The organism is Streptococcus sp. (assembly GCF_032481935.1).
Lineage (GTDB): Bacteria > Bacillota > Bacilli > Lactobacillales > Streptococcaceae > Streptococcus.
Genome location: NZ_JAWERU010000011.1, coordinates 1 through 17,989 on the forward strand (window position 1 = coordinate 1; position 17,989 = coordinate 17,989).

18 protein-coding genes and 1 pseudogene are annotated in these 17,989 nt (G+C 37.4%); 16 read left to right on the top strand and 3 right to left on the bottom strand.

All coding sequences use genetic code 11. The features are described 5' to 3' along the window. The first annotated feature begins 337 nt into the window (after positions 1-337). The 8 genes from E7C97_RS03170 (at position 338) to E7C97_RS03205 (ending at position 7,994) form a co-directional block, all read left to right on the top strand. Complete coding sequence (locus tag E7C97_RS03170; protein ID WP_316108119.1) at positions 338-1,792, top strand: aminotransferase class I/II-fold pyridoxal phosphate-dependent enzyme; 1,455 nt, start codon at positions 338-340, stop codon at positions 1,790-1,792. Then, the gene (gene speE / locus E7C97_RS03175; protein WP_261056992.1) at positions 1,793-2,653 is read left to right on the top strand and encodes a polyamine aminopropyltransferase; all 861 of its coding nucleotides are present in this window, start codon (positions 1,793-1,795) and stop codon (positions 2,651-2,653) included. Then, positions 2,650-3,909 (top strand): saccharopine dehydrogenase family protein, encoded by a 1,260-nt coding sequence (locus tag E7C97_RS03180; RefSeq protein ID WP_316108120.1) that lies wholly within the window; start codon positions 2,650-2,652, stop codon positions 3,907-3,909. Before speE ends, E7C97_RS03180 begins: the two co-directional genes overlap by 4 nt. Further along, complete coding sequence (gene nspC / locus E7C97_RS03185; RefSeq protein WP_316108121.1) at positions 3,909-5,036, top strand: carboxynorspermidine decarboxylase; 1,128 nt, start codon at positions 3,909-3,911, stop codon at positions 5,034-5,036. Before E7C97_RS03180 ends, nspC begins: the two co-directional genes overlap by 1 nt. Next, the gene (gene aguA, locus E7C97_RS03190; protein ID WP_316108122.1) at positions 5,033-6,118 is read left to right on the top strand and encodes an agmatine deiminase; all 1,086 of its coding nucleotides are present in this window, start codon (positions 5,033-5,035) and stop codon (positions 6,116-6,118) included. The genes nspC and aguA overlap by 4 nt, the downstream gene beginning before the upstream one ends. 9 nt (positions 6,119-6,127) lie before the next feature. Continuing rightward, positions 6,128-7,003 carry an N-carbamoylputrescine amidase gene (gene aguB / locus E7C97_RS03195; RefSeq protein WP_075227391.1) on the top strand — a complete coding sequence of 292 codons (876 nt, stop codon included), beginning with the start codon at positions 6,128-6,130 and terminating at the stop codon, positions 7,001-7,003. 344 nt (positions 7,004-7,347) lie between these two features. Next, a complete protein-coding gene (locus E7C97_RS03200) occupies positions 7,348-7,584 on the top strand; it encodes an AbrB family transcriptional regulator (protein WP_049504513.1) in 237 nt (78 codons plus the stop codon). Then, a complete protein-coding gene (locus E7C97_RS03205) occupies positions 7,581-7,994 on the top strand; it encodes a type II toxin-antitoxin system death-on-curing family toxin (protein ID WP_075227390.1) in 414 nt (137 codons plus the stop codon). The genes E7C97_RS03200 and E7C97_RS03205 overlap by 4 nt, the downstream gene beginning before the upstream one ends. Before the next feature lie 141 nt (positions 7,995-8,135). On the opposite strand, the gene E7C97_RS03210 is transcribed toward E7C97_RS03205, so the two are convergent. The 3 genes from E7C97_RS03210 to E7C97_RS03220 are packed head-to-tail and all read right to left on the bottom strand — an operon-like array spanning position 8,136 to position 9,985. Further along, positions 8,136-8,951, bottom strand: coding sequence for a TIGR03943 family putative permease subunit (locus E7C97_RS03210; RefSeq protein WP_316108123.1), 816 nt, complete (start codon positions 8,949-8,951; stop codon positions 8,136-8,138). Further along, the gene (locus E7C97_RS03215) at positions 8,948-9,853 is read right to left on the bottom strand and encodes a permease (RefSeq protein WP_316108124.1); all 906 of its coding nucleotides are present in this window, start codon (positions 9,851-9,853) and stop codon (positions 8,948-8,950) included. The genes E7C97_RS03210 and E7C97_RS03215 overlap by 4 nt, the downstream gene beginning before the upstream one ends. Beyond that, complete coding sequence (locus E7C97_RS03220) at positions 9,854-9,985, bottom strand: SPJ_0845 family protein (protein ID WP_000268695.1); 132 nt, start codon at positions 9,983-9,985, stop codon at positions 9,854-9,856. Positions 9,986-10,148: 163 nt separating this feature from the next. Between E7C97_RS03220 and E7C97_RS03225 the strand changes: the two genes are divergently transcribed. The 8 genes and pseudogenes from E7C97_RS03225 (at position 10,149) to E7C97_RS03260 (ending at position 17,626) form a co-directional block, all read left to right on the top strand. Further along, positions 10,149-12,278 (top strand): Tex family protein, encoded by a 2,130-nt coding sequence (locus E7C97_RS03225; RefSeq protein WP_316108125.1) that lies wholly within the window; start codon positions 10,149-10,151, stop codon positions 12,276-12,278. Next, positions 12,265-12,714, top strand: a complete 450-nt coding sequence (locus E7C97_RS03230) for a SprT family protein (RefSeq protein WP_316108126.1) — start codon at positions 12,265-12,267, stop codon at positions 12,712-12,714. The genes E7C97_RS03225 and E7C97_RS03230 overlap by 14 nt, the downstream gene beginning before the upstream one ends. A gap of 59 nt (positions 12,715-12,773) precedes the next feature. After that, a complete protein-coding gene (locus E7C97_RS03235) occupies positions 12,774-13,046 on the top strand; it encodes a PspC domain-containing protein (protein ID WP_049503317.1) in 273 nt (90 codons plus the stop codon). A gap of 292 nt (positions 13,047-13,338) precedes the next feature. Then, positions 13,339-13,708, top strand: a pseudogene (locus E7C97_RS03240) (ATP-binding cassette domain-containing protein); the annotation flags it as partial. 426 nt (positions 13,709-14,134) lie between these two features. Continuing rightward, positions 14,135-14,461 carry a hypothetical protein gene (locus tag E7C97_RS03245; RefSeq protein ID WP_398581205.1) on the top strand — a complete coding sequence of 109 codons (327 nt, stop codon included), beginning with the start codon at positions 14,135-14,137 and terminating at the stop codon, positions 14,459-14,461. 65 nt (positions 14,462-14,526) lie between these two features. Further along, complete coding sequence (locus E7C97_RS03250) at positions 14,527-16,509, top strand: hypothetical protein (protein WP_045762958.1); 1,983 nt, start codon at positions 14,527-14,529, stop codon at positions 16,507-16,509. Beyond that, positions 16,506-17,129: an ATP-binding cassette domain-containing protein gene (locus E7C97_RS03255; protein ID WP_070678908.1), complete on the top strand. Its 624-nt coding sequence runs from the start codon at positions 16,506-16,508 to the stop codon at positions 17,127-17,129. Before E7C97_RS03250 ends, E7C97_RS03255 begins: the two co-directional genes overlap by 4 nt. Next, a complete protein-coding gene (locus E7C97_RS03260) occupies positions 17,126-17,626 on the top strand; it encodes a hypothetical protein (protein ID WP_316108127.1) in 501 nt (166 codons plus the stop codon). The genes E7C97_RS03255 and E7C97_RS03260 overlap by 4 nt, the downstream gene beginning before the upstream one ends. The last annotated feature ends 363 nt before the right edge of the window (positions 17,627-17,989 follow it).

Consider the following 17,989-nt stretch of genomic DNA (forward strand, 5'->3'; position numbering starts at 1 on the left):
AGGCAGGGTTGAATGCCGAAGCGTGGTTGAAAAGCCACATTATTGATAGGGTTAAAAGCCTACTTTTATAAGTTGATGTTAGGACACTTGTCCTAATTCGTATAGATTTGTTAGTGTGGTGAAAGCACACGTCATCTTGTGAAACGATCAATAAAGTACGTAATATTTGCTACTAGAGAGTTAGGAAACATCAGGAACAGACATACTCAAAAGAAACAAACATAAACACGTCAGTAGATTGTAGAGCAGGTGCCAACCTGCTCTTTTTTCATAAGTATCCTTTAGAGCCTTACATGGTTAAGGTGTAAAAAATATGATAAAGGAGTATGTCTTTATAATGTTAAATCAAAACCAAGCTCCCATCTATGAGGGGTTGGTCAAATTACGAAAGAAAAGAATTGTACCGTTTGACGTACCTGGTCACAAGCGTGGCCGTGGAAATCCAGAGTTAGTTGAACTTTTAGGGGAAAAATGTGTAGGGATTGATGTCAATTCTATGAAGCCCTTGGATAATCTGGGGCATCCCATTTCGATTATCAGAGAAGCAGAGCAACTAGCGGCTGAGGCTTTTGGGGCTGCTCATGCCTTTTTAATGATTGGCGGCACAACCTCATCTGTTCAAACTATGATTCTCTCCACCTGTAAAGCGGGAGATAAAATTATCCTTCCTCGAAATGTCCATAAATCAGCCATCAATGCACTCGTTTTATGTGGTGCTATTCCCATCTATATTGAGATGAGTGTGAATCCCAAAATCGGTATTGCTTTGGGGCTTGAAAATGACCGTGTAGCACAAGCTATTGAGGAACATCCAGATGCCAAGGCTATCCTAATTAACAATCCTACCTACTATGGAATTTGTTCAGACCTTAAGGGGCTAACAGAGATGGCTCACGCTGCAGGAATGAAAGTCTTAGTAGATGAGGCGCACGGGGCCCATCTGCATTTTACAGATAAACTTCCTCTATCTGCTATGGATGCAGGAGCAGATATGTCAGCAGTGTCTATGCATAAGTCTGGTGGTAGCTTGACTCAAAGTTCGCTTCTTTTAGTTGGGGATCAGATGAATCCTGAGTACGTGCGTCAAATCATTAACCTGACCCAATCAACATCAGCATCTTACTTACTAATGTCTAGTTTGGATATTTCTCGCCGCAATCTGGCCCTTCGTGGGAAAGAGTCATTTGAGAAGGTCATTGAGCTATCTGAGTACGCTCGTCGTGAAATCAATGCCATCGGTGGCTACTATGCCTACTCAAAAGAGCTAGTAGACGGTGTGTCTGTCTGTGATTTTGATGTTACTAAGTTGTCAGTCTACACTCAGGGGATTGGTCTAACAGGTATTGAAGTTTATGATCTCCTGCGAGACGAATATGATATTCAGATTGAGTTTGGTGATATTGGGAATATCTTGGCCTACATTTCAATTGGTGACCGCATTCAAGACATTGAACGCTTGGTGGGTGCGCTAGCTGATATCAAGAGACTTTACTCGAGAGATGGGAAGGACTTGATAGCTGGAGAATATATCCAGCCCGAGTTGGTTCTATCTCCTCAGGAAGCCTTTTATTCAGAAAGAAGAAGCTTAACCTTGGACGAGTCCGTTGGTCAAGTATGCGGGGAATTTGTCATGTGCTATCCTCCAGGTATTCCAATTCTAGCGCCAGGTGAACGCATTACACGAGAAATTGTCGATTATATTCAATTCGCCAAAGAACGTGGTTGTTCCCTCCAAGGTACTGAAGATCCAGAGGTCAATCACATCAATGTTATTGAGAGAAAGGAGAACTAAATGGATTTATGGTTTTCTGAAGTTCATACTCCAGATGTGAAATTGTCTCTGAGAACAGCCAAACAACTCTACGCTGGTAAAAGTGAATGGCAGGATATCGAAGTTTTAGACACGCCTGCTTTTGGGAAGATATTGATTTTAAATGGGCATGTCTTGTTTTCAGATGCAGATGATTTTGTCTACAATGAAATGACAGTTCATGTTCCAATGGCTGTCCATCCTAATCCAAAGAAAGTTTTGGTTATTGGTGGTGGTGACGGAGGTGTTGCCCAAGTATTAACGCTATATCCTGAACTGGAGCAAATTGATATCGTGGAACCGGATGAGATGTTGGTTGAGGTCTGTCGTGAGTATTTCCCCGACTTTGCTGCAGGGCTAGATGATCCTCGTGTTACCATCTACTACCAAAATGGGCTTCGCTTTTTACGAAACTGCGAAGATGATTACGACATTATCATCAATGATGCGACAGATCCATTCGGCCATACGGAAGGACTCTTCACTAAGGAATTTTACGGCAATAGTTACCGTGCTCTGAAAGAAGACGGTATTATGATTTACCAGCATGGTAGTCCATTTTTTGACGAAGATGAGTCTGCTTGCCGAAGCATGCATCGCAAGGTCAATCAAGCCTTTCCGATTAGCCGGGTATATCAGGCTCATATCCCAACCAGTCCAGCTGGCTATTGGTTATTTGGATTTGCATCGAAAAAATATCACCCTGTCAAAGATTTTGATAAGGACGGCTGGAAAAAACGCCAGCTATTCACAGAATACTATACTGCAAACTTACACGTTGGTGCCTTTATGTTGCCAAAATACGTTGAAGACATTTTAGAAGAAGAGGAAGGAAAAAAATGAGTCGTTTATTAGTTATTGGATGTGGGGGCGTTGCCCAAGTCGCTATTTCAAAGATTTGTCAAGATAGCGAAACCTTTACAGAGATTATGATTGCTAGCCGTACCAAGTCAAAATGTGATGACTTGAAGGCTAAATTAGAAGGTAAAACAAGTACAAAAATTGAAACAGCTGCTCTTGATGCTGATAATGTCGAAGAAGTCATTGCGTTGATTGAAAGCTACAAGCCAGAAGCCGTTTTGAACGTAGCTTTACCATACCAAGATTTGACTATTATGGACGCTTGTTTGGCGACAGGAGTCCACTATATCGACACAGCCAACTATGAGGCTGAGGATACAGAAGACCCAGAATGGCGTGCGATTTATGAGAAACGCTGCAAAGAGCTTGGATTTACGGCTTACTTTGACTATTCATGGCAATGGGCTTACCAAGAAAAATTCAAAGAAGCAGGATTGACAGCTCTGCTTGGATCTGGTTTCGACCCAGGAGTAACCAGCGTCTTTTCAGCGTACGCCCTCAAACACTACTTTGATGAAATCCACTATATCGACATTTTAGACTGTAATGGTGGTGACCACGGTTATCCATTTGCGACCAACTTCAACCCAGAAATCAACCTCCGCGAGGTTTCTGCACCAGGTTCTTACTGGGAAGATGGAAAATGGGTCGAAGTCGAAGCTATGTCTATCAAGCGTGAGTACGATTTCCCTCAAGTTGGGCAAAAAGACATGTATCTTCTTCACCATGAGGAAATTGAATCGCTTGCTAAAAACATCCCAGGAGTTAAACGTATTCGTTTCTTTATGACTTTTGGCCAATCTTATCTAACGCACATGAAATGCTTGGAAAACGTTGGACTTCTTCGTACAGATGCTATTAACTTCAATGGTCAAGAAATCGTTCCAATCCAGTTCTTGAAAGCCTTGCTTCCAGATCCAGCAAGCCTTGGACCACGTACTGTTGGTAAAACCAATATCGGTTGTATCTTTACAGGTGTCAAAGATGGCGTTGAAAAGACAATCTACATCTACAATGTTTGTGATCATCAAGAATGTTACGCAGAGGTTGGTTCACAAGCCATTTCTTACACTACTGGAGTTCCAGCTATGATTGGAACAAAATTAGTGATGGATGGCACTTGGAAACAACCTGGAGTTTATAATCTTGAAGAGTTGGATCCAGATCCATTCATGGATGCTTTAAATAAATACGGTTTGCCATGGGTTGTGGTTGAAAATCCACAAATGGTGGACTAATGAAGTTAGAACAAGTACCAACGCCTTCTTATATCATTGACTTAGCTAAACTAGAAGAAAATTGTAGCATTCTACAAGAGGTTCAGGAAAAGGCTGGTTGTAAGGTTTTGCTAGCTCAAAAGGCTTATTCTCTCTATAAAACCTATCCTTTGATTAGTCACTATCTGTCAGGTACGACAGCTAGTGGTCTCTTTGAAGCTAAGCTAGCTAGAGAAGAGTTTCCGGGAGAAGTTCATGTATTTGCGCCCGCTTTCAAGGAATCAGATATGGAAGAGCTACTGCAAATATCGGATCATATTGTTTTCAACTCAGAAAGACAACTACGTAAATATGGTCAACTTTGTCGTGAGACTGGTATTAGTATCGGTTTGCGCATTAATCCTCAATGTTCAACGCAGGGTGACCACGCGCTTTATGACCCTTGCGCTCCTGGCTCTCGTTTTGGAGTAACTTTGGAAAAGATACCAAGTGATTTATTGGATTTGGTTGACGGGCTTCATTTTCATACCCTCTGTGAGCAAGGGGCAGATGATTTACAAACGACTTTGAAAGCAGTAGAAGAGCAGTTTGGAGCCTATTTGCATCAAGTCAAATGGCTCAATATGGGTGGTGGCCATCATATTACGAGAGATGATTATGATGTGGACTTGCTGATTTCTGAGATTAAACGCGTTCGAGAAACTTATAACCTTGATGTCTATGTCGAACCAGGTGAAGCCATTGCCCTTAATGCGGGTTATCTAGCGACAGAAGTCTTGGATATTGTCGAAAACGGGATTGAGACCTTGGTGTTAGATGCTTCAGCAAGTTGTCATATGCCAGATGTTCTTGAGATGCCTTATCGCCCCCCATTGAGAGATGGATTTGAAGCGCAAGAAAAACCTTATACTTATAGACTCTCTTCAAATACTTGCCTGACAGGAGATATCATTGGGGATTACAGCTTTGAAAAACCGATTGAAATCGGCGATCGCCTCTATTTTGAAGACATGGCTATTTACTCATTTGTCAAAAATAATACCTTTAACGGCATTGGGCTTCCAAGTTTATATCTCATGGATAAAGAGGGTGAGTGCAGTCTAGTTAAAGCATTTGGTTACCAAGACTTTAAGGAGAGATTATCATGATGGACAGCCCAAAGAAATTAGGTTATCGTATGCCTGCAGAGTATGAACCCCATCATGGGACTCTCATGATATGGCCGACTCGACCAGGCTCTTGGCCTTTTCAAGGAAGGGCTGCAAAAAAATCTTTTAGCCAGATTATCAAAACGATTGCTCAGGGGGAAACAGTCTACCTTTTGGTTGAGGAGAACTATCTATCTGAAGCGCAATCCTATCTAGGAGACAAGGTTGTTTATTTAGATATTCCGACAAATGATGCCTGGGCACGTGATACAGGTCCAACTATTCTCCTCAATGATCAAAGGGAAAAGTTGGCGGTAGATTGGTCTTTCAATGCTTGGGGTGGTGCTGTTGACGGTCTCTACCAAGACTATGAAGCAGATGACCAAGTAGCCAGCCGCTTTGCAGAAGTTTTAGAGATACCTGTTTATGATGCCAAACCTTTTGTACTGGAAGGTGGAGCTATACACAGTGACGGTCAAGGAACCATTCTTGTTACAGAAAGTTGTTTGCTCAGTCCGGGTCGCAATCCTCACTTGACTAAAGAGCAAATTGAAGAGATCTTATTAGAGAGTCTTGGTGCTGAAAAAGTTATCTGGTTGCCTTACGGTATTTATCAAGATGAGACAAATGAACACGTCGACAATGTTGCTGCCTTTGTAGGCCCTGCAGAAGTTGTTTTAGCTTGGACGGACGACCAAGATGATCCCCAGTATGCCATGTCTGCAGCGGATTTAGCTCTTTTAGAGAAGGAAACTGATGCAAAAGGCCGGAGTTTCACTATTCATAAACTTCCAATCCCAGCTATTCATCAAGTAGTTACAGAGGAGGATTTGCCGGGCTATACTTATGAAGAAGGGGAAGAAGAGCGTTATGCGGGCGAGCGTCTTGCTGCTTCCTATGTCAATTTCTATATCGCCAATAAATCTGTCTTGATGCCACAATTTCAGGATGTAAACGATCAAGTGGCCTTGGATATTCTCAGTCAGTGTTTCCAAGACCGTGAAGTCGTAGGAATCCCAGCTAGGGATATTCTTTTAGGTGGTGGAAATATCCACTGCATTACCCAACAAATTCCAGAATAGGAGAAAAAGATGAGAAATGTAACGGTTGCAGCTATTCAGATGCAATGCGCTAAGGATGTGGAAACCAATATCCAAACAGCTGAACGTTTAGTTCGACAAGCTTCAGACAAAGGAGCCCAAATTATTCTCTTGCCTGAATTATTTGAACGTACCTATTTCTGTCAGGAACGTCAGTATGACTACTACCAGTATGCCCAGTCTGTGTCTGAAAATACAGCTATTCAGCATTTCAAAGGAATTGCCAAAGAGCTAAAGGTCGTTTTACCGATCAGTTTCTATGAAAAAGATGGTAATGTCTTATACAATTCCATTGCTGTCATTGATGCGGATGGAGAAGTATTAGGAGTTTATCGCAAAACTCATATCCCAGATGACCATTATTATCAGGAGAAATTCTTCTTTACACCTGGAAACACAGGCTTCAAGGTCTGGGACACTCGCTATGCCAAGATTGGAATTGGCATCTGTTGGGATCAATGGTTCCCTGAAACAGCCCGTTGCCTTGCATTAAATGGAGCAGAATTACTCTTTTACCCAACAGCCATAGGTTCAGAGCCTATTTTGGATACTGATAGTTGTGGTCATTGGCAACGTACCATGCAAGGGCATGCAGCAGCAAATATTGTGCCAGTTATCGCAGCCAATCGTTATGGTTTAGAAGAAGTCACTCCTTGCGAGGAAAATGGTAACCAAAGTTCAAGTCTTAATTTCTACGGTTCATCCTTTATGACCGATGAAACAGGAGCTATTTTAAGTCAAGCCGAACGGCAAGGAGACGCTGTTTTATTGACTACCTATGATCTTGAAAAAGGTGCATCTGAACGCCTAAACTGGGGCCTCTTTAGAGATAGAAGACCAGATATGTATAAAGATATTGTCAGATGAAAAAGCCTATCCCAGGCTTTTTTCTGTAGATACTATAGTAATTTTTGATAAAGTATTAGAAATCTGATAAAATGAACATAGTGTAAGAATGATAAGAGAGGTTGGGGAGCTCTCAATCAATTTTTTCTTGAAGAATTAAGCCGTGACTGAGGTTAATTATGGGAAAATGGACTTGTAGATGTGGTCAAGCAATGAACGACCACAAAGCCCCTGATCCAAATGCTTATTCGGTTTATTCGGATGAGTTATTTGAATAAATCTCTCATGCAAGAGTATTTTGGCTGATATTCTGTCATTGTAATTACGGTAATTATTTGTTATAATACTTCAAAGGAGGAAATCAGATGGTAGTAAAAACAAGAAAACAAGGAAATTCAATCACCATTACCATTCCAAGTGAATTCAATATTCCAAGTGGTGTAAAATACGAAGCGAAATTGTTACCAAGTGGTGAAATTATCTTTACTCCCGAAGAGTCTGAACATCAAATTTCTTATGTATCTGATGATGCCTTTGACTTAAATTTAGATAAAATCTTTGATGAATACGATGATGTTTTCAAAGCTTTGGTGGAAAAATGACAGTCTATCTTACAGAAAGACAAATTGAAAAAATCAATTCTTTAGCAATTCAACGGTATTCACCTAATGAAAAAATTCAGACAGTTAGTCCTTCTGCCTTAAATATGATTGTCAATTTACCAGAACAATTTGTTTTTGGCAAACCTCTTTATCCAACAATTTTTGATAAGGCAACGATACTATTTGTCCAATTAATCAAGAAGCATGTTTTTGCCAACGCTAATAAACGAACTGCTTTCTTCGTTTTGGTGAAATTTCTACAGTTAAATGGTTATCGTTTTTCTGTAACAGTTGAAGAAGCGGTGGATATGTGTGTAACTATTGCAGTAGAATCCTTAACAGATGAAAGATTAGCTAGCTACACCAAATGGATTTCCGAACATTCTTTTAGAGTTAATGGCAACAATTAAGCTTGGATGTTTAAATCCTAAAAGAAAAAAATAGATAAACAGACAGTATTAGAATTATGTAATGCAGAAAACTAATCTTTTGAATACGTCAAACATTCAACTTTACTAAACAAGAAAAAGTAGCCCACTCAGGCTACTTTTTTAAAATTCTTTATAAACATAAGGATTCTCTGGTTTATCAACCTTGATAAAGGATTGAACTTCAAGGGTTGGGAGGACCTGGTTAAGTTCCTTGTGATAGTGATTACTAATCTTACCTCTGACTCTTACCCAGGTGTTATTGTCATACTGATTGGTATTTCCTGTGGTCAAAAGGCCAAAAACTCCCGAATCAGCGATACAGTGCATGATACCAAAGCGAAAGACAAATTGACTATTGGCATGATTTGGATCGTTGTAAACAAAGCCAGTAAACTCTATTTCCTTACCTTCAAATTCATTTGGAAAATCGTAGATAACTTCCATGACTTCCAAGTAATTCTCATCCTTGATGACAATGCTTGATTGGGACAAGTATTTATCAGCACTCTTACGAACAGTATCTACATAAGCTGTGTGTGAATAAAACCTACTCGTATCTGGTTTAAGATACTGACTGCTAGTTCCTTCACTTGCTTGGATTGCCTTGTCAGTTCCTTCTGACAGAGGAAAATAATATCCTTTTGCCGATACTGTTTGCGAATCTAGCTCGACAGTTGGAAATGTAAATCCAACTAACAAAGGTAAACTTAGGAGGACAAAACTAGCAAGCTTGGCAGAAAACTTATGTAAGTGACTGTGTTCTTTCAAACGCTTGAAGCAAATATAGGCTTGTACAATGGCTAGTAACAAAGATAGAACCATGGTGATATAAGCCAAATAAGAGTAGTGGAGGTTTAGATATTGATTGAGCTTACCAGATAGGTGTAGATAAAGGGTTAAGAAAAAATAACTAATCAAAATAAGAAATCGTATCATATCATCACCCCGACTAGATAAGAATAGACAAGAACAACAAGAGTCACAATGGTCATGAACTGCCAAATAAAGCGAGTTTTGAGATAATTTTTCATCATGAGTAGGTTTTTGACATCAAGCATTGGTCCAATAACCAGAAAGGCAAGAACTGGCGCATATCCAAAACTAGAGAGCAGCGAAGAGCCAATAAAAGCATCGGCTTCACTACAGAGTGATAGAAGGAAGGATAAGACCATCAAGAGAACAATAGCAAGTAGTGGTGTTGCGCTGATAGAAGTCAGGATCCGAGTTGGTACATAGACCTGGACAATGCTGGCAAACAGACAGCCAAAAACCAAATAACGCCCCATATCAAAGAATTCATCAATAGCTTGAATGAATACCTGAAGGATTTTTTGACTTTTACTCAAGTGAGAAAAATCATGCTCATGACAAGCCAATCTATTTTCCTTTTGAATAGGTTCCTCCCAGAAAAATCCAAGAAAGATACCCAAGATAGTAGCAACAAGAATCGAACCTAAAGCGCGGAGTAAGACCATTTTAAATGAATTACCAAAGGCTGAATAAGTTGCAAAAAGTACGATGGGATTGATGATAGGAGCTGTTACTAGAAAGGGAACAGCTGTATAGCTTGGAACCTTCTTCTCCAAGAAACGGTTGATGATAGGAACAATTCCACACTCACAAGAGGGAAAGAGAAACCCTATAAATGTACCAAAAAAGATCCTCCCCAAACGATTTTTAGGGAGAAATCTATATACTTTTTCAGGAGTCACATAGACTTCAATAGCACCAGAGATAATGCTACCAATTAAGACAAAGGGTAGGGCTTCAATGATGATTGATAAAAAGATAGCGCCAGCTTGTAACACACTAGAAGGTAGACTTTGAAAGAGTGTCATCTATTTTTTCTTTTCTGCTTTATCTTTCTTTTCTTTGTCATCTGGAAATGTCACTTGCTTTAAATCAGGTAGTTTAGCGAACTCTTCGAACATCTTATCTAAGTCATCAGTTTTTGTAAATTTAACAGCCATAAGGCATACCTCGATTCTTATTGTTTCCTCTATTATACTATTATTTCAGCCAAAAAGTTTAATTTTAAATTGACAAGACAAATGAATTTTTATCTTCAACAAATACCAAGCTAACTATGACATTAATGAAAACAAGCTTTCCTGCTTATGGTATAATAGTTTCATGGATAAAAAATATGAAAAAATTTCCCAAGATTTGGGTGTAACCTTAAAGCAAATTGATACGGTCTTGTCTTTGACAGCAGAAGGAGCAACCATTCCCTTTATTGCTCGTTATCGGAAAGACATGACTGGTAGTTTGGATGAGGTGGCTATTAAAGCTATTATCGACCTTGATAAAAGTCTTACCAACCTCAATGACCGTAAGGAAGCAGTTTTAGCAAAAATCAAAGAGCAAGGTAAGTTGACCAAAGAGTTAGAAGAAGCCATTTTAGCTGCTGAAAAACTAGCGGATGTTGAAGAACTTTATCTTCCTTATAAAGAAAAACGGCGCACCAAGGCGACAATTGCGCGTGAAGCTGGACTCTTTCCACTTGCTCGCCTAATCCTGCAAAATGTTTCTGACCTAGAAAAAGAAGCAGAAGCATTTGTCTGTGAAGGATTTCCAACTCCACAAGATGCTTTAGCAGGTGCAGTTGATATCTTGGTTGAAGCTCTATCTGAAGATATCAACTTGCGTTCAATGACTTATCAAGAGGTCCTTAGACATTCTAAGATTACATCTCAACTTAAAGACGAGAGTCTTGATGAAAAGCAAGTCTTTCAGATTTATTACGATTTCTCAGAGACGGTTGCTAACATGCAGGGCTATCGTACTCTTGCCCTTAATCGTGGTGAGAAGTTAGGCATTTTGAAGATTGGTTTTGAGCATGCGGTCGAACGTATACAGGCTTTCTTTGCTGCTCGTTTCAAAGTTAAGAACGCCTATATTGACGAAGTTATTCAGCAATCTGTTAAGAAAAAAGTATTGCCAGCTATTGAGCGCCGTATTCGTACCGAACTAACTGAGAAGGCAGAAGAAGGAGCCATTCAACTCTTCTCAGAAAACCTTCGAAATCTTCTCCTTGTTGCACCTCTTAAAGGGCGCGTGGTTCTTGGATTTGACCCTGCCTTTCGTACAGGTGCCAAGCTTGCGGTCGTTGATGCGACTGGCAAGATGCTAACAACGCAAGTCATTTATCCCGTCAAACCAGCCTCTGCCCGTCAGATTGAAGAAGCAAAGAGAGATTTGGCAGATTTGATTGGTCAATATGGTGTGGAAATCATTGCCATCGGTAATGGTACTGCTAGTCGTGAGAGTGAAGCTTTTGTCGCCGAAGTGCTCAAGGATTTTCCAGAGGTCAGCTATGTCATTGTTAATGAGAGCGGTGCATCTGTCTACTCTGCTAGTGAACTTGCCCGTCAGGAGTTTCCAGAGTTAACTGTTGAAAAACGTTCTGCTATTTCTATTGCTCGTCGTTTGCAAGACCCACTTGCTGAATTGGTTAAAATTGACCCTAAATCCATCGGTGTTGGCCAGTATCAACACGATGTTAGCCAAAAGAAACTATCTGAAAGTCTTGATTTCGTGGTAGATACAGTAGTGAACCAAGTTGGTGTCAATATCAATACAGCTAGTCCATCCTTGCTTTCTCATGTCGCAGGGCTTAACAAAACTATTTCAGAAAATATTGTTAAGTATCGTGAAGAAGAAGGAAAAATCACCTCACGAGCTCAAATCAAGAAAGTTCCCCGTTTAGGTGCTAAAGCGTTTGAACAGGCTGCAGGATTCCTCCGTATCCCTGAAAGTAGCAATATCCTTGACAACACAGGTGTTCACCCGGAAAACTATGTTGCTGTTAAGGAACTCTTCAAACGTTTGGACATTAAAGACCTAAATGAAGAAGCGCAAGCCAAACTCAAATCTATTTCAATCAAGGAAATGGCCCAAGAGTTAGATCTAGGACAGGAAACTCTTAAAGATATTATCGCAGACCTTCTCAAACCAGGTCGTGATTTCCGTGATTCTTTTGACGCTCCAGTTCTTCGCCAGGATGTTTTGGACATCAAAGACTTACAAGTTGGGCAAAAGCTTGAAGGAGTTGTGCGCAACGTCGTTGACTTCGGTGCCTTTGTTGATATCGGTATCCATGAGGACGGTCTCATTCACATCTCTCACATGAGTAAGAAATTTATCAAACATCCAAGTCAAGTAGTATCGGTCGGCGATTTGGTAACCGTTTGGGTTAAAAAAATCGATGCTGACCGCGAAAAAGTGAATCTGTCGCTTCTTGCACCTAATGAATCTAACTGATTACGTTAAACAGGTTTCTATAGAAGATTTTGGAAAACCTTTCAAACACCAAGCTCAATGGAATACTCGTCTACGGTCGACAGGTGGGCGATTTTTCCCTAAGGATGGTCATTTGGATTTCAATCCCAAAGTATATCAAGAACTTGGTTTAGAGGTTTTTCGTAAAATTGTTCGGCATGAGCTCTGCCATTACCATCTTTACTTTGAAGGCAAGGGCTATCAGCATAAAGATTTAGCCTTTAAGCAACTTTTAAAAGAGGTAGATGGGCTCCGCTTTGTTCCTCCCTTATCAAGTTCCAATCAAAAACCAAGCTTAGTCTATGCTTGTCAGTCTTGTCAGCAAATCTATCAAAGAAAGCGAAAAATTGATACCAAGCGTTATCGTTGTGGTCTCTGTCGTGGAAAGCTCCTCTTGTTAAATCGGCCTAAGGACTGATGTAACAAATCTAGCTTAGTGCTATACTAAGATTAAGAAATCCGAAAGAGGAATAAATTATGAATACAAAATTTTATAAAATGAGACGAAATCGCATGATATCAGGTGTTCTTGCAGGTCTATCTGATAAGTGGAATCTTGATGTAACACTAGTTCGTTTCCTTTTTGCAATCTTTACAATCGCAAACTTTGGACTCGGAATTATTATCTACATTATCCTAGCTTCGATCCTACCAACAAAAGAAGACATCGAAGCTGAAATGTATGGAACAGGCCCACGCAAGATCAAAGAAGCCCAGCCTATCAATGATGACGAAGGTTGGTTTTGGTAAATCATTTTATTGATCATTAGAGAATTAATCCCTTGTAGTATCAAGGGGTTTTGTTTTTCTTAAAAAATTATGACAAACTAATAGTAGTAAAATTTAAAAAAATATGTCAATCTTACAAAAATGTAAGATTAAAAGTCTCTTTTGTAAAGTTATGTTATGGAATGGTCTCATTTTTTAGAGTACACTTATAACAGTAAGATAAGGGAGAAAAATATTAAACAAATTGTAAATAAAGAAAATCAGTAAACCAACTTCAAAAGAGACCGAACATTTTAAGCTTGATAGTACCATTATGCAGGATCGATATCAATTAACAGGATATAAAGAAGGTGTCTATCATGACCTTTTGAATTTAAAATACGTTCAAAGGATTTCTAAAACTCGTTTTCAAAACAATCAAGTAGAATCTCTGAAAAACATCTATTGACTGTAGAAAAAGGTTACTACCTTGCCATCATGGGTAAGTTTGGTTATGCTAAATCAACAGTACTCAATATTCTTGTCATTCTTGACAAATCAACTCGATGTCAGCTATTTCTAAATGGAATAAACACAACTACCATAAAAAATAAGAGGTAACAAGTTTTCCTTGTGGAATCTTAGGTTTTGTATTTCAAAAATACCATTTGTTAGTTACATTTTCTGTTAGAGACAATCTCTTATTCCAATAAGAAAGAGGTATAAGATGTATTTTAAGGATCTTAATATAGAAATAATTACGATTGAATTCTCATTTTTAATTGTACCATAACCATATTCATTTACTGAAGAACATGGGGGTTATGAGTTTGTTTTACAAATTCTTACTTTATAGATATCCCTATTTTCCAAAAAAATATATTTAAAAACACTTGACAAACCTCAAAAAAAGTACTAAAATAAAAAATGTAAACACTTACACCGAAATGTGTTCAATTTCAAAAAGGAGGGATAGTTATGAAATATTATAACGATTCTAGATACCATAACGGTGATTAAAAACCTAAATATTATCAATTCATATTAAAGTAATACGGAGTTACTAAAAGAGGATTAGTACAGAGTTTTATAAAATATTTTAATTCAAGGAGAAGTAAAATGAAAAAAGAATTAATAAGAAAATCTTTGTTTTTCTAGCTGCAAGTGTTTTAAGTTTTAGCTTTGCTTCTGCAGCTAGTGTTGTTAGTGCAACTACAGCACACCCTGCTCCATATCCGATTATTGATGTATGGCAGTATGGTGTAGATAATAGCTATGGTTATTCAAATTACTTTGTTAGTTCTCCAGATAATATTGGTTCAAAATCTTCAGTAACGAATTATTGGGGAACCGTTAAAGCTTACGATAAAAAAGATTATGGATGGGCATATTCAAGTGCAAAAAAATCTTGGAGCGATATTCGATTAAATGCATATTGGGATTATTATAGATTTTAAAAATAATTTATGAAAACAAGAGACCCGATTATAAGATGGGGTCTTTTGTAATATGGTAAGTGCTTATGAAATTAAAATTATGTATCATTGGATTCTTCTTTTGTTTGATTGCTGCAATTGGTTTGGTCACTATCAGTGATACTGAAACCCCCATACCTTTACCAATTGATGGTGCTTTTTCTATTCAAGGGAAAAGCAATCTTTCTAATAACGAAATATACGAAATGCTTCGTGACTTATCAAAAACGGAAAAAGTTATCATTTACAAGCCAATCGTTCAGAGTTCGGGTCAGTTTAAGTATGTAAATTTCGATGATGAAAACAGTGAACAGTTAAAGTCAGTACCGATAATAGGGATGTATTACACCCTTGGGAAAATGGATGTAGACACTTTGAAACCACTTACGATGACAGGGCTGCAAACAGTATATATGTCTTATCCTTGGTATATAGGAGGAATGTTACAATTCACTGGAACTTTAAGAATACTGTTAATGAGTTCAATTTACTTAACTTTATTAGTTGTGTTATTTGTAGTTAGAACGAGGCAGATTAAAGAGGGAGTGATACGACGTTCTTTGGGATTGCCTGTATACGATCTAAGAAGAGAGTATGGCATTTCTCTTATTTTTGAACTGATTATGATGGCTTTATTGATGGTTTTTTACAGTTCTTTTTTGGGAAATGGTTTCTTAACCTATAGTTCTAAGTTATTTTTCTCTCTGCTTTTAACGAATTTTATATTATTTCAAATCATTGATCTCATTACCTTTGTTTTATTTTGGTTGACGATTCAGATTGAAAAGCCCATTGAAATTATCAAAAACAAGGCGAAAAACAAGCTTATTTTTGTCGTATGGCTTGCCATTATTTCGATTATTATCGTTGTATCAGGAATTTTTTTACAAGAAACAAAGAGTAGTCAATCCAGTATCAACATCCAGATACAGAATTTAGTACCATGGGACACAGTAAAAGACTGGAGAAGGATTGAGTTCCTTGGAATTGAAAATAACTCTGCTAAAAATGGAGAAGTAAGTGATTCGGATGGTCAGTATCTACAGATAGCTGCTTCCTTAAAAAACTTAGATTATTTATATATAGAACGATCCTCGGCCTATGTTCCAGATTTTATGAAAACATCTCATGCTTTAGAAGACTTTTCTAAACAATTAGAAAATGACGGAATAACGAATCCAGAAATAAATAAAGAGTTGATTTATATCAATCAAGCAGGTGCTAACCTACAAAATAAAGTGAATGGAACAAACTATCATCTTTTAGATAATAAGATAGCAACCATCTATATTCCTGAAAAATGGAAAGAAAACCAGAAATCCATTGAGAATACAGTTGTAGCAGAACAATTTATTGGAACAAACTATACAAAAGAAGAGCTTGCAGTACAAATAATTCCTGATGGTAATAAAATTTTTTATTTCAATGAGGATGCTGATATCGATCATAAAAATAAAGATATTTTACCAATGGCAAGTCTAGCAGATAGTAAAGATAACATTGTTGTTGTGTTAGATACAGACAAAATGATCGAAAACAACAAGTTTACTTTGGCTAGTAATATAACTAATAAGTCTCTTTTTAGTCCTGAGGCGGTAAAGAAAATAAATGAGATGGCTACCCAGTTGAATGTTTCAATGAATCCAGTAGATGTTTATCAAATTGTGAAATTAAAGATCCTGTCCTTAGAGCACCAAATTCTACTTTCACAAATCTTGCAGAAGATAATTTACAGTATTGTCTTTATACTCATTTATCAATATGTCCAACTTTATATTGCCCTAAAACAGAATGAATATGTGAAAAAAATCATTTTGGGTCTGTCAAAAACATATATAGCAATTTCAAGTCTCAAGTATTTTATGATTATTATTACAATGGTTATCCTATTTACATTTCTTATGACAGGTCAAATAGAGTTGCTGTATATTGGTCTTGCTTCTATACTAGTTTTGATGTTGTCAATCATAATGAGTTTTAGAAAATTATCTGAAAGCTACACTAAAATTTTAAAAGGAGATGAAACATGACAATTGACCTTTTGAACGTTTCAAAAAGTTTTGGATCAAAAAAGATTTTTACAGACTTAAATTTAAAATTTGAATCTGGAAAAAGCTATGCATTGATTGGAGGTTCTGGCTCTGGTAAGAGTACTCTTCTTAATATTATAGGAAGATTAGAAAAAATTGATAGTGGGAACGTTTTAGTTGATAAACAGGATATTTGGAAGATAAAAGAAAGAACCTTCTTTAAAAATACTGTTGGATATGTATTTCAGAATTATTCTTTAATCGAAAACAAAACAGTATATGATAATCTGAAACTTATCACTAAAGACAAAAAAATAATAACTGATGTACTTGAAAAAGTAGGACTGTCAAGCGACTATTTACATCAAAAAATATATGAATTGTCTGGAGGGCAGGCTCAACGTGTAGCTATTGCCAGAATGTTAATGAAACCACGTAAAATTATCTTAGCAGATGAACCCACAGGAGCTTTAGATGGTGAGATTGGAAAAGAAATTATTCGTTTATTATTAAATGAAAGAGATGAAGACAAATATGTTATAATAGCGACGCATGATCCAGCTGTCTATAACAAAGTTGATGTGATCATTGATATGAAAGATATAGGGGATAATGTATGAAAAAGATAATTTATATTGCTTTGATCTTTGTAGCTGGGTTACTTGCCTTCTTCTTTTTTGGAAAACAAATGATCATAAAAGAAAATACCAATAAACCAACACTGGAGTTAACCGTTTTTACGGTTTCTTCTAGTGATACAGAAAAATGGAATAAAGTGAAACAAGTAGAAACGGAAGAAGCTACATACTTCATAACTGTGAAAGAAGTAGCGTCTTCAGAAGAAGTATTTTCAAACATTATTGCAAATGGTGCTGCTTTTGGGTTCGGAGTTCGTGAAGAAGAGGTAAAGCAATTTAATAATAATTTAGGAGATACTATTGAGGACTCTAAGCATAATAAACTCATTGAAATAGAATTTTTTACTTTTTCTACTGATGACGAGGGATTCGTAGTAGCAAATTTTGACTACGGTAAAGAAGAGTTGAATTCTCAGAAAAAAGATATAAAAGAGTTATATAAAAAATTATATGAATCTTTTAAAGAAAAAAGTAAGTGATTGCGATTTATTTGCCTGTTTTGATCGAAAAAAGTCAATTTTTAATCCTAGTATCTTATCTTGATGATCGCGCTTTTTAGTTGATAAAACTTACAAATAGTCCTGAAGAAGACAATGACATTCAGTTTACTTATTTGCATCGTGTGTATACAAAGTTAGGTTCATAGCACCATCAATTTATGTTTATCAATAATTGAGCAGTTGTTGCTTCATTTGATATTTCAGAGGTTCAGTACCAGTATTTTATGAAAGAATCACTTTCTCATGTCATGCTTTATAATTACAGTAACAAAGAACACATAGAAAATCCTGATAATGTTTACAGGTTATAACATAAATCGGTTGAGTTTGGAAGTAATTCTG

Excerpts from the sequence above, each read along its gene's own strand:
- speE (WP_261056992.1), top strand. The coding sequence starts at position 1,793 with ATGGATTTATGGTTTTCTGAAGTTCATACTCCAGATGTGAAATTGTCT.
- E7C97_RS03225 (WP_316108125.1), top strand. The coding sequence starts at position 10,149 with ATGGATAAAAAATATGAAAAAATTTCCCAAGATTTGGGTGTAACCTTA.
- E7C97_RS03260 (WP_316108127.1), top strand. The coding sequence starts at position 17,126 with ATGAAAAAGATAATTTATATTGCTTTGATCTTTGTAGCTGGGTTACTT.
- E7C97_RS03220 (WP_000268695.1), bottom strand. The coding sequence starts at position 9,985 with ATGGCTGTTAAATTTACAAAAACTGATGACTTAGATAAGATGTTCGAA.
- nspC (WP_316108121.1), top strand. The coding sequence starts at position 3,909 with ATGAAGTTAGAACAAGTACCAACGCCTTCTTATATCATTGACTTAGCT.
- E7C97_RS03215 (WP_316108124.1), bottom strand. The coding sequence starts at position 9,853 with ATGACACTCTTTCAAAGTCTACCTTCTAGTGTGTTACAAGCTGGCGCT.
- E7C97_RS03180 (WP_316108120.1), top strand. The coding sequence starts at position 2,650 with ATGAGTCGTTTATTAGTTATTGGATGTGGGGGCGTTGCCCAAGTCGCT.
- E7C97_RS03230 (WP_316108126.1), top strand. The coding sequence starts at position 12,265 with ATGAATCTAACTGATTACGTTAAACAGGTTTCTATAGAAGATTTTGGA.
- aguA (WP_316108122.1), top strand. The coding sequence starts at position 5,033 with ATGATGGACAGCCCAAAGAAATTAGGTTATCGTATGCCTGCAGAGTAT.
- aguB (WP_075227391.1), top strand. The coding sequence starts at position 6,128 with ATGAGAAATGTAACGGTTGCAGCTATTCAGATGCAATGCGCTAAGGAT.
- E7C97_RS03205 (WP_075227390.1), top strand. The coding sequence starts at position 7,581 with ATGACAGTCTATCTTACAGAAAGACAAATTGAAAAAATCAATTCTTTA.
- E7C97_RS03250 (WP_045762958.1), top strand. The coding sequence starts at position 14,527 with ATGAAATTAAAATTATGTATCATTGGATTCTTCTTTTGTTTGATTGCT.
- E7C97_RS03170 (WP_316108119.1), top strand. The coding sequence starts at position 338 with ATGTTAAATCAAAACCAAGCTCCCATCTATGAGGGGTTGGTCAAATTA.
- E7C97_RS03235 (WP_049503317.1), top strand. The coding sequence starts at position 12,774 with ATGAATACAAAATTTTATAAAATGAGACGAAATCGCATGATATCAGGT.
- E7C97_RS03210 (WP_316108123.1), bottom strand. The coding sequence starts at position 8,951 with ATGATACGATTTCTTATTTTGATTAGTTATTTTTTCTTAACCCTTTAT.
- E7C97_RS03200 (WP_049504513.1), top strand. The coding sequence starts at position 7,348 with ATGGTAGTAAAAACAAGAAAACAAGGAAATTCAATCACCATTACCATT.
- E7C97_RS03255 (WP_070678908.1), top strand. The coding sequence starts at position 16,506 with ATGACAATTGACCTTTTGAACGTTTCAAAAAGTTTTGGATCAAAAAAG.